The organism is Macrococcus equipercicus (genome assembly GCF_024205945.1).
Lineage (GTDB): Bacteria > Bacillota > Bacilli > Staphylococcales > Staphylococcaceae > Macrococcus > Macrococcus equipercicus.
The window spans coordinates 2,021,140-2,034,380 of sequence record NZ_CP073809.1; the positions used below are offsets into that span (position 1 = coordinate 2,021,140).

Consider the following 13,241-nt stretch of genomic DNA (forward strand, 5'->3'; position numbering starts at 1 on the left):
TAAAGTATAAAAAGAAAACCCGTTATCAATAATAACGGGTTTTTAATGGAAGTGACAAATTATTTAACTTCTACTACTGCGCCAGCTTCTTCTAATTTAGCTTTTAATTCTTCAGCTTCGTCTTTAGAAACGCCTTCTTTAACAGTTTTAGGAGCGTTGTCTACTAAGTCTTTAGCGTCTTTCAAGCCAAGACCAGTTGCTTCTTTAACAGCTTTAACAACTTTGATTTTTGAAGATCCAGCAGATACTAATTCTACGTTGAATTCAGTTTGTTCTGCTTCAGCAGCGCCTGCTGCTGCGCCAGCTGCTGCTACAGGAGCTGCTGCTGTTACACCAAATTCTTCTTCAATAGCTTTTACTAAGTCGTTTAATTCTAATACTGACATTTCTTTAATCGCGTCGATGATTTGTTCTTTAGTCATGATTTTATTTCCTCCGTTTTTTTATTAGTTTATTTTATGCTTCTGTTGATTCAGATGCTTCTTCTGCTGCAGGAGCTTCAGCTGGTGCTGCTGCTTCTGTACCAGTTTCTTTTTGTTCGCCGACTGCTTTAACCGCATAAGCGAAGTTTCTCATTGGTGCTTGTAATACTGAAAGAACCATAGAGATAAGACCTTCTTTTGAAGGAAGTGAAGCGATTGCTTTAACTTCTGCTTCAGAAGTCACTTTACCTTCGATGATACCTGCTTTAATTTCTAATTTCTCATTTGTTTTAGCGAAATCAGCAATGATTTTAGCAGGTGCAACAACTTCCTCGTTAGAGAATGCGATTGCGTTAGGACCAGTAAGGAATTCTTCAATTCCTTCGATACCTGCCGCAGTAGCAGCACGACGTACCATCGTATTTTTGTATACGCGGAATTCGATGCCTGCTTCACGAAGTTGTTTACGTAGTTCAGTTACTTGCGCAACTGTTAAACCACGGTAGTCAACAATAATTGTAGATACTGAGTTTTTGAACTGCTCAGTGATCACTTCAGTTTGTTGTTGTTTAAGTTCAACTGCTTTAGACATTATGACACCTCCATTTAGATTTTCGTGCTTTTCTAATATGAATTAAAAAAGCACTTTTCACCTATGGCAAAAAGTGCTTGAACGTTATCAAGTCAATTTTCACCTCGGCAGGATGATTAAGCTGTCGCCCCTGCTGTCTTAGGTTATGAACACAAACTACACTATAACGTGTAGTTTGTAATCTGTCAATATAAATTAGTTACGGATTTCGCTTGGGTCCACTTTAATACCAGGGCCCATAGTTGTTGAAACCGCGACTGTTTTGAAGTAAGTTCCTTTAGATGATGCTGGTTTAGCTTTAGCTAACACGTCTTTAAGCGTGTTGAAGTTTTCCACTAATTTAGCGTCGTCAAATGATACTTTACCGATTGCTGCATGTACGATACCAGATTTCTCAGCACGGTATTCTACTTTACCTGCTTTGATTTCCTGCACTGCTTTAGTAACGTCCATTGTTACAGTACCAGTTTTAGGGTTCGGCATTAAACCTTTAGGTCCTAAGACACGTCCAAGTTTACCAACTTCACCCATCATGTCAGGTGTTGCAACGATGACATCGAAATCGAACCAGCCTTGGTTGATTTTGTTGATGTATTCTGTGTCACCAGCGTAGTCAGCACCTGCTGCTTCAGCTTCTTTTAATTTTTCGCCTTTAGCGAATACTAATACACGTTGTGTTTTACCAGTACCGTTAGGCAGTACAACTGCACCACGGATCTGCTGATCATTTTTACGTGTATCGATTCCTAGACGGAACGCAACTTCAACAGATGCATCGAAGTTAACTGTGCTTGTTTCTTTCGCAAGTTTGATTGCTTCTTCTACTGAGTAGAAAGATTGACGATCAACTTTTTGAGCGGCTTCTTGATACTTTTTACCTTTTTTAGCCATTGTTTATTTTCCTCCTTATAGTGGTTTTAGCGGAATTTCCTCCCACGTTTGCACTGCAGAACAATGCAAGAGCAGACGTCGCGACGTCTGCTTTCAAAAAACTTTTATTATTTGATTTCAAATCCCATGCTGCGAGCTGTTCCTGCGATAATACGCATTGCTGCTTCAACGCTTGCTGCGTTCAAGTCTTCCATTTTTTCTTGAGCAATTTGACGTACTTGATCTTCAGTCACTGTAGCAACTTTGTTTTTGTTAGGTTCGCCTGAACCTTTTTCAACGTTTGCTGCTTTTTTCAGTAATACTGCTGCAGGTGGCGTTTTAGTGATAAATGTAAATGAACGGTCTTCAAATACTGAAATCTCAACTGGAATGATTAAACCTGCTTGTTCTTGAGTACGTGCGTTAAATTCTTTACAGAATCCCATGATGTTGACACCTGCTTGACCTAATGCTGGACCAACTGGTGGAGCTGGATTCGCTTTACCTGCAGGGATTTGCAATTTAACTACTTTGATTACTTTTTTAGCCACGATGTGCACCTCCTATAATATCGTGATGTGGTCACAGGGTATGAGATTTACCCTCCCACTCAAACACGCATGCTAATAGCACGACCCTAAAATAATAGCATTTTTTAGCGCCGATTGCAAGTGTATTTTTACTGTTATTTTTTGATGTGCGTTATAACTTTTCGATCTGGTCGAATTCTACTTCTACCGGTGTCTCCCGGCCGAACATATCAACCAGTACTGTCAATTTGTACTTCTCAGCGTCCATTTCCTTGATTTCACCGACTTGGTTCGTAAACGGTCCGGAAGTCACGCGCACTTGTTCACCGATCTCCAGTTCAACGTCGATTGTTTTCTCGGACATCCCCATTGATTTCAAGATGAAACGTGCTTCTTCAGGTAATAATGGGTTAGGTTTTGAGCCTGCGCCTGCAGAGCCGACAAATCCTGTGACGCCTGGTGTGTTACGGACAACATACCATGATTCATCTGTCATCACGAGTTCAACAAGCACATAGCCCGGGAATGTTTTTTTCAGTGATGTTTTTTTCTTGCCATCTTTAATCGTTGTTTCTTCTTCTTCAGGAATCACAACGCGGAAGATTTGGTCCTGCATGTTCATTGATTCCAGACGCTTCTCCAGATTATCCTTGACTTTGTTTTCATATCCGGAGTAGGTATGGACTGCATACCAATGTTTTGTACTTTCTTCAGACATAATGTGCCTCCTTAATTAATTAGCTTGATTAGTTCTGTAATACCAAGGTCCACTGCAAAGAAAAATAAAATAAAGAACAGTACCGTCAAGACAACGATTGTCGTATCGCGCACTACTTCTTTGCCTGTCGGCCATGACGTCTTCTTCATTTCGGAGACGACGCCCTGGAAGAAGTTTTCTTTCTGCATGTTAAAGCCTCCTATAGAGATTCCTTATGAATCGTATGTGCATCGCATGTTTTGCAGTATTTCTTGAGCACCATGCGCGTTGTTGAATCTTTTTTTGCCACCGTGTAGTTACGACTGCCGCAAACCGAACAATTTAATGCCACTTTTTTCAATGAGGTTCACCTTAATCTTATTTAATATACAAAGTAAAGTTTCACTTGTCAACGCATCAAGTGACCGAGCACCTTCTGTTTCAGCCGGTGATAAGCGTTTCTGATGATGCGTTCGTCCCGGTCTTCGCACGCTGAAATCTCTTCCAGCGTGCGCCCCGCTATCAAGTGTTTTGCCATGCGGTATTCCAGCGGGCTCAGCCCGAGCGTCACTGGATCAAGCTGTGCTGACAGCTCATTATAAATGCTGACGGATTCGGGCGATGCCTGCGTATAGTCGCCCAGTTCTTCTGTCAATGTCCGTTCTTTATCCCCGGACAGCGGTGCATCAAGACTAATGAGCGGAATCTTCAGGCGGTTCTGCTCTTTTCTGATCCAGTCAATAATCCGATACTGCAGCAGCCGCAAGTAATAGGGTTTAAATGTATCACACTTCGCCCGGTCGTAGTCAATGGCAGTGTGATACAGCAGAATCAGCGCCTCTTGATATAAATCATCATTATCTATAGCGCGGTGACGGCTCAAGTAAGTAAGTATGAGCATCCGCATGCGGACAACAAGCAGTTCAAATGCCTGCTCGTCCCCTGCTTTAAGCTCAGTAATTAACTGTTCATCCGACTTCGTCTCATAGCGTTCTTCAGTCTCAAAAAGAATGAATGTCAGCACTTTGAACAAAAGTTAACACTCCTTAAATGTATTCACTTAAGTTTACAATATGATGACAAATATTGACAAGGTCTGCTCATAAGATAATAAATTTACTTGTCGAGTCCACGCCTCAGCCGCTCAAGCCGCAATTTTGTCTCGTCATCGATGGCTATTCTCGTCCGCGGCTTAAACGCGTCCATTTCTTCCATGTCTTTTGCGAGCAGCGCCTTCTCTTCTTCAAGTTCTGCGAGAAACTCACGCGATGATACGCGCAGTGCACCCGTCCCGAAAATCGCATGCTGTTCAGACAAATCACTTGTCACGACTGTAATACGGGTGATGTGTTTGTCATACAGATCATAGACGAGACGTTCGATGACTGAATCCGCTGTTTCCTTCTCTTTGGAGTAGATAACTTGGACGCCGTGGAATACTTCTGTTGATTCCGTCCGCTTCACGTCATACGCATCAAACACACAGATCAGTTCGCCCTGCTGTCTGGCATCATAGTTGACAAGGTCAAGCAGCAGCGTTTTCCGCGCTTCTTCGAGCGATTCAAGTGCCATGGCTTTCAGCCGTGCACTCTGGCCGATGACATTGTAACCATCCACTATCGTATAGAATGCCTTCATCAGTCAATGGCATGACGCTTTCTATAAACTTCATACATCAGCAGTCCGGCCGCAACAGAGGCGTTCAGGCTGTTGACATGACCGACCATCGGCAGATGAACAAGAAAGTCGCACTTCTCTTTGACGAGTCTGCTCATCCCTTCGCCTTCAGAACCGATGACAATCGCAAGCGGCATGTCAGCGTCCATCTTCCGGTAATCCACTGATTGCTGTGCATCCGTGCCGCAGATCCAGAAGCCTGCTTCTTTCAGCCGGTCCATCGTCTGAGCGAGGTTTGTCACGCGCATGACCGGCACATGTTCAATCGCGCCAGTTGATGCTTTGACAACTGTAGCGTTCAATGTGACCGAGCGGCGCTTCGGAATAATGATACCGTCCACCCCGATCGCATCTGCCGTCCGGATGATCGACCCTAAGTTATGCGGATCTTCAAGGCCATCCAGAATCATGACAGTCGCCGTCTTATCCTTTACCGCTTCGATGAAATCTTCAAGCTCGGTGTAGTCATACGGTGAAATCTGTGCAGCGATACCTTGATGCGGCACATCGCTCATCTGGTCCAGCTTGCTTTTCGGCACTTGCTGCACCATGATTTTCCGTTCTTTCAGCAGGTCGAGAATGGGCTTGATCTGCTGCTTGTTGATGCCTTCCTGAATAAACACTTTGTTGATCTCGCGGTCAGACGCCGCAGCACTTTTCACCGCATGTCTGCCGACGATAATATCTTCGTTCATTTCAGTTCCCTCTCTTCACATAGCGCCACTATTTGGTCGAGCAGTTCTTTCAGCCGCCCTTCTTCTCCTGCCAGCTGCAAGTAGCCGATGACCGCTTCAAGCCCCGTGCTCTTCTTATAAGTGACGACATCCGTATTTTTTGCTTTCGTATGGCTCTTCGCATTGCGTCCGCGCATTAATACATCCAATTCCTGCTCAGTGAAATACTGTGCGTCAACGAGTGCATCGAACGTCTGTGCCTGGCTTTTAGCGGATACATAGAACGTTGCAGCGCGGTGCAGCGTATTAGGTTTCGCCTGCAATTTTAGTATGACATGTTCTCTGACATGGAGGTCGAGAATAGCGTCTCCTAAATAGGCGAGCGTCAGCGGATTATGGAGATGAGCAGCGTTAACCACGGCGGAAACGCACTCCTTGCGCTGTATCTTCAAGGATGATGTTCTGTGCCTTCAGCAGGTCGCGGATTTCGTCAGCGCGTTTGAAGTCTTTGTCCGCACGAGCTTGCTGGCGCTCTGCGATCAGTGCCTCTACTTCATCATCCAGCAGACCATTGTCTGCTTCCAAGTCCACCCCGAGCACATCGCTCATAATACCGAACACTTCAAGAAAGCGTTCAATGACGGACAGGTCAGTCGATGTATTCGCGTTATAGACATTCGCAAGTTTCGCAAGCTCATACCAGCTAGTCACCGCATTCGCTGTATTGAAGTCGTCATCCATCGCTTCTTCGAACTTCGACAGTATCGCATTGATGGCGTCAATCACTTCGTGGTGAGAGACGACATCGACCGCAATGGCTTGTCGTTCAATAAGTGCCTGATAAGCATTCTGTATTCTTTCAAGGCCTGCCTTCGCCGCATTGACCAGCTCCATATTGTAGTTGATCGGATTGCGGTAATGGACGCTGATCATGAAGAATCTGAGGACGTTCGGATTGATCTCCTTAATGATGTCATGCACTAATATGAAGTTGCCGAGTGATTTACTCATCTTCTCGTTGTCGATATTGATGAAACCGTTATGCAGCCAGTAATGAGCGAACGACTTATCGTTATGAGCTTCCGACTGAGCAATCTCATTCTCATGGTGCGGGAACGTCAAGTCGCTGCCGCCTGCATGAATGTCGATTGTGTCTCCTAAATGTTTGCGCGCCATGACTGAACATTCGATGTGCCAGCCCGGACGTCCTTCCCCCCATGGGCTGTTCCATTTAATCTCATCAGGTTTTGCTGCTTTCCACAGCGCAAAGTCAAGCGCATCTTCTTTCAGTTCGCCCTGCTGAATACGCGCGCCGACTTTCAGTTCATCGATGGACTGCTGGCTGAGCTTGCCGTAGCCGTCGAACTTACGCGTTCTGAAATAGACGTCGCCCTGGTTGGCATAAGCATATCCTTTGTCAATCAGCACTTGGATGAAGTCAATGATGTCATCCATATGCTCCATGACTCGTGGATTGGCTGTCGCGCGCCGGCAGTTCAGCGCCTCCGTGTCCTCGAAGTAAGCTTCGATAAAACGGTCAGCGACTTCCGGCACTGTTTCGCCGAGTTCATTGGCTGCGCGGATGAGTTTATCGTCCACATCAGTGAAGTTGGAGACGTAGTTGACGTCATAACCTTTATACTCAAAGTACCGGCGTACGACGTCAAAACTGATCGCAGGGCGTGCGTTACCGATATGAATATAGTTGTAGACCGTCGGCCCGCAGACGTACATCTTCACTTTACCTTCTTCAATCGGCACAAACAGTTCTTTGCTGCGTGTCAGTGTGTTATATAACGTAATCATCTGTAATCTCTCCATTTCTCGTCGCTTCTATCTGGCGTTCCAGTTCTTTTAGTTTCTCAAAAATCGGATCCGGTAAATCTGTATGCTCAAAGCTTTTGCCGACTTTCATACCGCATTGTCTGACGATTCTGCCGGGAATACCAACAACTGTTGTACAGTCCGGCACGTTTTTCAGCACGACTGAATTCGAGCCGATATTGACATTGTTGCCGATTCGTATATTGCCGAGCACTTTAGCACCGGCCGCAATCAGTACGTTATCACCGATATCAGGATGGCGCTTCCCGCGTTCTTTACCCGTTCCCCCGAGCGTCACGCCCTGGTATATCGTCACATTGTCACCGATTGTGCAAGTCTCACCGATGACGACGCCCATACCGTGGTCGATGAACAGCCGTCTGCCGACTGACGCCCCCGGATGGATTTCAATACCCGTGAAGAAACGGGACACTTGACTGATGACTCTCGCCGCAAAAAACAAGCGTCTGTTAAAAAACCAGTGGGCGACAAGATGCCACCATACAGCATGCAGTCCGGAATACGTCAGGAATACTTCAATCGGGCTGCGTGCTGCGGGGTCCTGTTCGAATACCATCGCAATGTCATCTTTAATACGTGTGAACATCAGTATCCTCTCTTTCCATCAAATTAAAAGACACCTCCGACTTACGCCAGAGGTGCCTAACTGAATAAACACGGTTCCACTCTTCATTAATGATTACTATCATTCACTCATTAAAATTATGAAATTAAACAACGGAAGGTGCATTCAATCATGTCAGCACACCCTTTCACCAGCCGGATGCTCTCTACTAGTCTGACACTATTTACTCTGTCTTCCTGATTAAGTTCTATTATAAGGCGTTTTAATGAAATATCAAGCACTTAAGCACAGTAAGGCGCGATTCGTGCAAGCACTTTCTCACGGCCGAGCAGCTCAATCGTGTTCGGCAGTTCAGGACCGTGTGTCTGGCCTGATACGGCAACGCGGATCGGCATAAACAAGTTTTTGCCTTTAATGCCCGTCTCTTTCTGCACCGCTTTGATCGCGGCTTTAATCGCTGCTGCATCAAATGTTTCCAGCGCTTCAAGCTTCGCTGTCAAAGCACGCATCAGCTCAGGCACTTGTTCACTGTTTACGACTGCAGTCGCTTCTTCGTTCAACGTCAGTTCTTCTTTGAAGAATAGTTCAGACAGTTCCACGATTTCACCGGCATAGCTCATCTGCTGCTGGTACAGCTGGACAAGTTCTTTCGCCCATTCAAGTTCAGCAGGCGTTGGATTCTCAGGTACAAGCCCTGCTTTTGTCATATGAGGCAGCGTCATCTCAAACACTGTATCCAGGTCCTGCTCTTTCATGTACTGATTGTTGATCCATGCAAGCTTCACTTTATCGAAGAAGGCCGGTGATTTGCTCAGACGGTGTTCATCGAACATCTCGATGAACTGCTCTTTCGAGAAGATTTCCTCTTCGCCGACCGGAGACCAGCCGAGCAGGCCGATAAAGTTGAACAGTGCTTCCGGCAGATAGCCGAGGTCATGGTACTGCTCGATGAACTGAATGATTGAGCCGTCACGTTTTGATAACTTTTTGCGGTCTTCGTTGACAATCAGTGTCATGTGACCGAATACCGGGATGTCATAGCCCAGTGCTTCATAGATCATCATCTGTTTCGGCGTGTTGGAAATATGATCATCACCGCGGATGACGTGTGTAATCGCCATAAAGTGGTCGTCCACCGCTACCGCGAAATTATACGTCGGAATGCCGTCTTTTTTCACGATGACCCAGTCACCGATACCGTTTGACTCAAACGACACGTCGCCTTTGACCATATCATTGAATGTGTACACTTTATCCTGCGGCACACGGAAACGAATGCTCGGCTGACGTCCTTCAGCGACAAACGCCGCTTCCTGCTCTGCAGTCAAGTGCGCATGCTGTCCGCCGTATCTCGGCATCTCGCCGCGGCTGATCTGCGCTTCGCGCTCTGCTTCAAGCTCTTCAGCCGTCATATAGCATTTATAAGCTTTGTCTTCAGCAAGCAGCTGCTCGACAATTGGATTGTAGATAGCGCTGCGTTCAGACTGACGGTATGGTCCATAACCACCGTCTTTATCAACGGATTCATCCCACTCAAGGCCGAGCCATTTCAAGTAGCGCAGCTGTGACTCCTCGCCGCCTTCAACGTTACGTGCTGTATCCGTATCTTCAATGCGGACAATGAAATCACCGCCGTGATGTTTCGCAAATAAATAGTTGAATAATGCTGTACGCGCATTACCGATATGAAGGAAACCTGTAGGTGAAGGTGCATATCTCACTCTTACTTTATCCATGTCTGTCACTCCAATTTAATTATTATTTGTTAATAATACCACAGCTTGTGCGGCAATTCCCTCTTCTCTTCCTAAAAAGCCCATCTTCTCAGAAGTCGTCGCCTTGATATTCACTTGATCAATCGTTACTTCCAGCAGTTCGCTGATAATACCGCGCATCGTATCAATATGCGGTCTGAACTTCGGACGTTCTGCTACAATCGTCGCATCAATGTTGCCGATCATATAACCTTTAGCTTTCACTTCATTGAACGATTCCTTCAGCAGAATTTTGGAATCCGCATCTTTGAATGCCGCATCTGTATCCGGAAACAGCTTGCCGATATCACCGAGTGCTGCTGCACCGAGCATCGCATCTGTAATTGCATGCAGTAAGACATCAGCGTCACTATGACCGAGCAGTCCCTTGGCATGCGGAATCTCAAGTCCGCCGATGATTAATTTCCTGTCAGCAGCCAGCTGGTGGACATCATAACCAAAGCCGATTCTAAACATTATATCCCTCTTTTCTTCAATAGCGCTGCCGCAAAATATAAATCTTCCGGTGTCGTCAGTTTAATATTATCATAGCTGCCTTGAGCGACATGAACTATAACACCTGTCCGTTCGACAAGCGAAGCGTCGTCCGTCCCTAAAAACCCATCGGCTTCCGCCCTTTGATAAGCAGTCAGCAGCACGTCGTATGTAAAAGCCTGAGGTGTCTGAGTAAGCCATAATGTGCTGCGTTCAGGCGTGCTGCTGACTTGTCCGTCGACTACGACTTTAACAGTATCTTTAGCAGGTACTGCAGCGATGGCTGCCCGGTTATTCAGCGCTGACTCATAGAGCGCGTCCAATGTTTCATGTGAAATAAACGGCCGCGCACCGTCATGAACCATGACGATATCGGTCTTCGGAATCACTTTCAATACATTATAAATGCTGTACTGACGTTCACTGCCACCTGCTATGATGCCTCTTACTTTCGGGAAATCATGCAGCAAAGTAGTCAGCTGCCCGATTTCATCTTCTTTGGCGGCCAAGTAAATCGCACTGCATGCTGCATGTGCCTGGAAGACTTCCACTGTCCGTCTGATGACCGGGATACCATCCACTTCAAGGAACACTTTATTATGACCGCAGCCCATGCGTCTGCCCTGCCCTGCTGCAGGAATAATCACTGTATACATTATTTATCTGCCACTTTCTTCGTAAAGATAATGCGTCCTGACGACGTCTGCAGTATCGACTGCACTTCCACAAGTTTCTCCTGGTTAATCAAATTTTTGCCGTGCTCCACGACAACCATCGTCCCGTCTTCTAAATAGCCGACGCCTTGACCTTCTTCTTTACCCGCCTTAGTGATCAGCAGTTTGAAGCGGTCGCCCTGCTGCACGACTGGTTTGATCGCTTCAGACAGATCATTGACGTTCAATACTTTAATGCCTTGAACCTGGCACACTTTATTCAAGTTATAATCAGTCGTAATCACACCGGCATTAGATTCTGCCGCCATTTTCACGAGCAGCTGATCCACTTCTTTAATCTCTTTATGCCCCGGGTGAAACTTCACCGGATGTCCTGTTTCTTTCAGTTCCTGCAGAATATCAAGGCCACGTTGTCCTTTGTCGCGTTTCAGGCCATCTGTTGAGTCTGCAATCAGCTGCAGTTCATCAAGCACACCTTGCGGCACGACAATCGTTCCGTCGATAAAGCCGCACTGGACAATCTTCAAAATACGGCCGTCAATAATCGCTGACGTATCCAGCAGTTTTGCAGCATCTGTGACTTTGCGTCTGCTGCCTTGAAATCTTTCCGGCAGGAGACTTTGAATCTCTTCCCGCTTCTTCAGGCCGACCTGAAATCCGAGGTAGCCGAGAATGACTGCGAGCGCGATTGGAATCGTGTTTTTCAGCAGCGGGAAGCCGATTGTATCGAAGATCAGACTAATCATCGATGCGATCATCAGTCCCATCATCATACCGAGCGTCGCAAATATGATCTCCATGAAATTCCGCTTCAACAGCAGTCCTTCACCTGCCTCGATTAATGCCACCACTTTATCAATCAACCAGAAAAACAATAGTAAAAAGACAATAATACCGATTATGCCATCAACATAACTATTCAGGACGAGTAGATGGACATTCAAACTGAACACTTTAACAACTTCCGGAATCAAAAAGATTCCGAGAGAAGCACCGATAATAATAAATAATAACAAGACAAGTCTTCTGAGCATAACGTCACCTCCTTAATTAAATGCCAGTCTCAACGCTTCAGAAATATTTGTAATACCAACAATCTCAATGCCGTCCGGGAAGTCCCAGCCGCCAATGTTATTCTTCGGTATGACAGCACGCTTGAAACCAAGTTTCGCCGCTTCCTGTACGCGCTGCTCGATGCGGGCGACACGCCTTACTTCTCCTGTCAGGCCGACCTCACCAATGAAACAGTCATCACCACGCGTCGGTTTATCATTGAAACTTGAAGCGATACTAATAATGACGCTCAAATCAACTGCCGGTTCATCCAGTTTGACCCCGCCTGCAACTTTAATATAAGCATCCTGCTGCTGCAGCAGTAAGCCCTGCTTCTTCTCAAGCACTGCCATCAGTAAGCTCAACCGGTTATGGTCAATCCCTGTGGCCATACGCCGCGGATTGTGGAATGTCGTCGGTGTGACCAGCGCCTGCACTTCAACAAGCAGCGGCCGCGTTCCTTCCATCGTCGCGACAATCGTGGAACCTGCGACGTTTTTTGTCCGTTCTTCAAGAAACATCTCTGACGGATTCAGTACTTCGCTCAGCCCCGTATTCCGCATTTCAAAAATACCCATTTCATTCGTGGAGCCGAAACGGTTCTTCACTGCCCGCAGTATACGGTAGCTGTGATGTGTATCGCCTTCAAAATAGAGTACAGTATCCACCATATGCTCCAGCAGCCGCGGCCCGGCAATCTGGCCTTCTTTCGTCACGTGACCGACGATGAACGTTGCGATATTCATGTTCTTCGCCATGCGCATTAATTCCTGCGTACATTCTCTCACCTGTGATACAGAACCGGGTGCTGACGTCACTTCGGGGTGGAAAATCGTCTGAATGGAGTCGATGACAAGAAATTTCGGATTTGTCTTCTTCACTGTTTCGTGGATGATCTGGAGGTTCGTTTCTGCATAGACGCTCAGTTCACCGGCGTCTTCTTTCAGCCGGTCAGCGCGCAGTTTTGTCTGTCTGACCGATTCCTCACCGGAAATATAAAGCACGGCGTTATCCTTTGATAGGAGGGCACATACTTGCAGCAGTAACGTTGATTTCCCGATACCCGGGTCCCCGCCGATTAAAATAAGCGAGCCCGGCACAATGCCGCCGCCGAGCACGCGGTCAAATTCACGAATATATGTTGTAGAGCGCGGCGTGCTCTCTTTAGTGATGTTTTTAAGTTTTTCGACGCGTTCACTGGAAGATGATTCAGTGATTGCGGTTTTTGGTCCTTTGGCTTTATGTTCTATGACTTCTTCCATCTGGTTCCAGGCACCGCAGTTCGGGCATTTGCCCATCCATTTAGGAGATTGATACCCGCAGGCCATGCATTCAAACGTTGATTTCGTTTTCGCCAAAAAATTTCCTCCTGTGTCAATATGGTATTATTGTA

The 13,241-nt window shown here is 46.3% G+C and carries 18 protein-coding genes and 1 other annotated feature; all 18 genes read right to left on the minus strand.

Going from position 1 to position 13,241, the window contains the following annotated elements; all coding sequences use genetic code 11:
- Nucleotides 1-59 precede the first annotated feature (59 nt).
- Nucleotides 60-422: a 50S ribosomal protein L7/L12 gene (gene rplL / locus KFV11_RS10775; protein WP_149459291.1), complete on the minus strand. Its 363-nt coding sequence runs from the start codon at nt 420-422 to the stop codon at nt 60-62.
- 34 nt (nt 423-456) lie between these two features.
- A complete protein-coding gene (gene rplJ / locus KFV11_RS10780) occupies nt 457-1,014 on the minus strand; it encodes a 50S ribosomal protein L10 (protein ID WP_149459292.1) in 558 nt (185 codons plus the stop codon).
- A gap of 35 nt (nt 1,015-1,049) precedes the next feature.
- Nucleotides 1,050-1,175, minus strand: a sequence feature (ribosomal protein L10 leader region).
- A 34-nt stretch (nt 1,176-1,209) separates the two neighbouring features.
- On the minus strand, nt 1,210-1,905 hold the full coding sequence (rplA, locus tag KFV11_RS10785) for a 50S ribosomal protein L1 (protein WP_149459293.1): 696 nt from the start codon (nt 1,903-1,905) through the stop codon (nt 1,210-1,212).
- Between the two features lie 107 nt (nt 1,906-2,012).
- Entirely contained in the window at nt 2,013-2,435 is a 423-nt protein-coding gene (gene rplK, locus KFV11_RS10790) for a 50S ribosomal protein L11 (protein ID WP_149459294.1), read from the minus strand.
- Between the two features lie 151 nt (nt 2,436-2,586).
- Entirely contained in the window at nt 2,587-3,132 is a 546-nt protein-coding gene (nusG, locus tag KFV11_RS10795; protein WP_149459295.1) for a transcription termination/antitermination protein NusG, read from the minus strand.
- An 11-nt stretch (nt 3,133-3,143) separates the two neighbouring features.
- On the minus strand, nt 3,144-3,320 hold the full coding sequence (secE, locus tag KFV11_RS10800; protein ID WP_149459296.1) for a preprotein translocase subunit SecE: 177 nt from the start codon (nt 3,318-3,320) through the stop codon (nt 3,144-3,146).
- Between the two features lie 11 nt (nt 3,321-3,331).
- Complete coding sequence (gene rpmG / locus KFV11_RS10805) at nt 3,332-3,472, minus strand: 50S ribosomal protein L33 (RefSeq protein ID WP_149459297.1); 141 nt, start codon at nt 3,470-3,472, stop codon at nt 3,332-3,334.
- 48 nt (nt 3,473-3,520) lie between these two features.
- The gene (locus KFV11_RS10810) at nt 3,521-4,135 is read right to left on the minus strand and encodes a sigma factor (RefSeq protein ID WP_246143142.1); all 615 of its coding nucleotides are present in this window, start codon (nt 4,133-4,135) and stop codon (nt 3,521-3,523) included.
- 92 nt (nt 4,136-4,227) lie between these two features.
- Nucleotides 4,228-4,749 (minus strand): NYN domain-containing protein, encoded by a 522-nt coding sequence (locus tag KFV11_RS10815; protein ID WP_149459299.1) that lies wholly within the window; start codon nt 4,747-4,749, stop codon nt 4,228-4,230.
- The gene (rlmB, locus tag KFV11_RS10820; RefSeq protein WP_149459300.1) at nt 4,749-5,483 is read right to left on the minus strand and encodes a 23S rRNA (guanosine(2251)-2'-O)-methyltransferase RlmB; all 735 of its coding nucleotides are present in this window, start codon (nt 5,481-5,483) and stop codon (nt 4,749-4,751) included. The genes KFV11_RS10815 and rlmB overlap by 1 nt, the downstream gene beginning before the upstream one ends.
- A complete protein-coding gene (locus KFV11_RS10825; protein ID WP_149459301.1) occupies nt 5,480-5,881 on the minus strand; it encodes a Mini-ribonuclease 3 in 402 nt (133 codons plus the stop codon). Before KFV11_RS10825 ends, rlmB begins: the two co-directional genes overlap by 4 nt.
- A complete protein-coding gene (gene cysS, locus KFV11_RS10830) occupies nt 5,874-7,268 on the minus strand; it encodes a cysteine--tRNA ligase (RefSeq protein WP_254249930.1) in 1,395 nt (464 codons plus the stop codon). Before cysS ends, KFV11_RS10825 begins: the two co-directional genes overlap by 8 nt.
- Nucleotides 7,252-7,893 (minus strand): serine O-acetyltransferase, encoded by a 642-nt coding sequence (cysE, locus tag KFV11_RS10835; RefSeq protein WP_149459303.1) that lies wholly within the window; start codon nt 7,891-7,893, stop codon nt 7,252-7,254. Before cysE ends, cysS begins: the two co-directional genes overlap by 17 nt.
- Before the next feature lie 260 nt (nt 7,894-8,153).
- Nucleotides 8,154-9,608: a glutamate--tRNA ligase gene (gene gltX / locus KFV11_RS10840; RefSeq protein ID WP_254249931.1), complete on the minus strand. Its 1,455-nt coding sequence runs from the start codon at nt 9,606-9,608 to the stop codon at nt 8,154-8,156.
- Between the two features lie 15 nt (nt 9,609-9,623).
- Nucleotides 9,624-10,103, minus strand: coding sequence for a 2-C-methyl-D-erythritol 2,4-cyclodiphosphate synthase (gene ispF, locus KFV11_RS10845; protein ID WP_149459305.1), 480 nt, complete (start codon nt 10,101-10,103; stop codon nt 9,624-9,626).
- Nucleotides 10,103-10,780, minus strand: coding sequence for a 2-C-methyl-D-erythritol 4-phosphate cytidylyltransferase (gene ispD, locus KFV11_RS10850; protein ID WP_254250624.1), 678 nt, complete (start codon nt 10,778-10,780; stop codon nt 10,103-10,105). Before ispD ends, ispF begins: the two co-directional genes overlap by 1 nt.
- A complete protein-coding gene (locus KFV11_RS10855) occupies nt 10,777-11,829 on the minus strand; it encodes a PIN/TRAM domain-containing protein (protein ID WP_254249932.1) in 1,053 nt (350 codons plus the stop codon). Before KFV11_RS10855 ends, ispD begins: the two co-directional genes overlap by 4 nt.
- A gap of 12 nt (nt 11,830-11,841) precedes the next feature.
- The gene (gene radA, locus KFV11_RS10860) at nt 11,842-13,206 is read right to left on the minus strand and encodes a DNA repair protein RadA (protein WP_149459308.1); all 1,365 of its coding nucleotides are present in this window, start codon (nt 13,204-13,206) and stop codon (nt 11,842-11,844) included.
- Between the last annotated feature and the right edge of the window lie 35 nt (nt 13,207-13,241).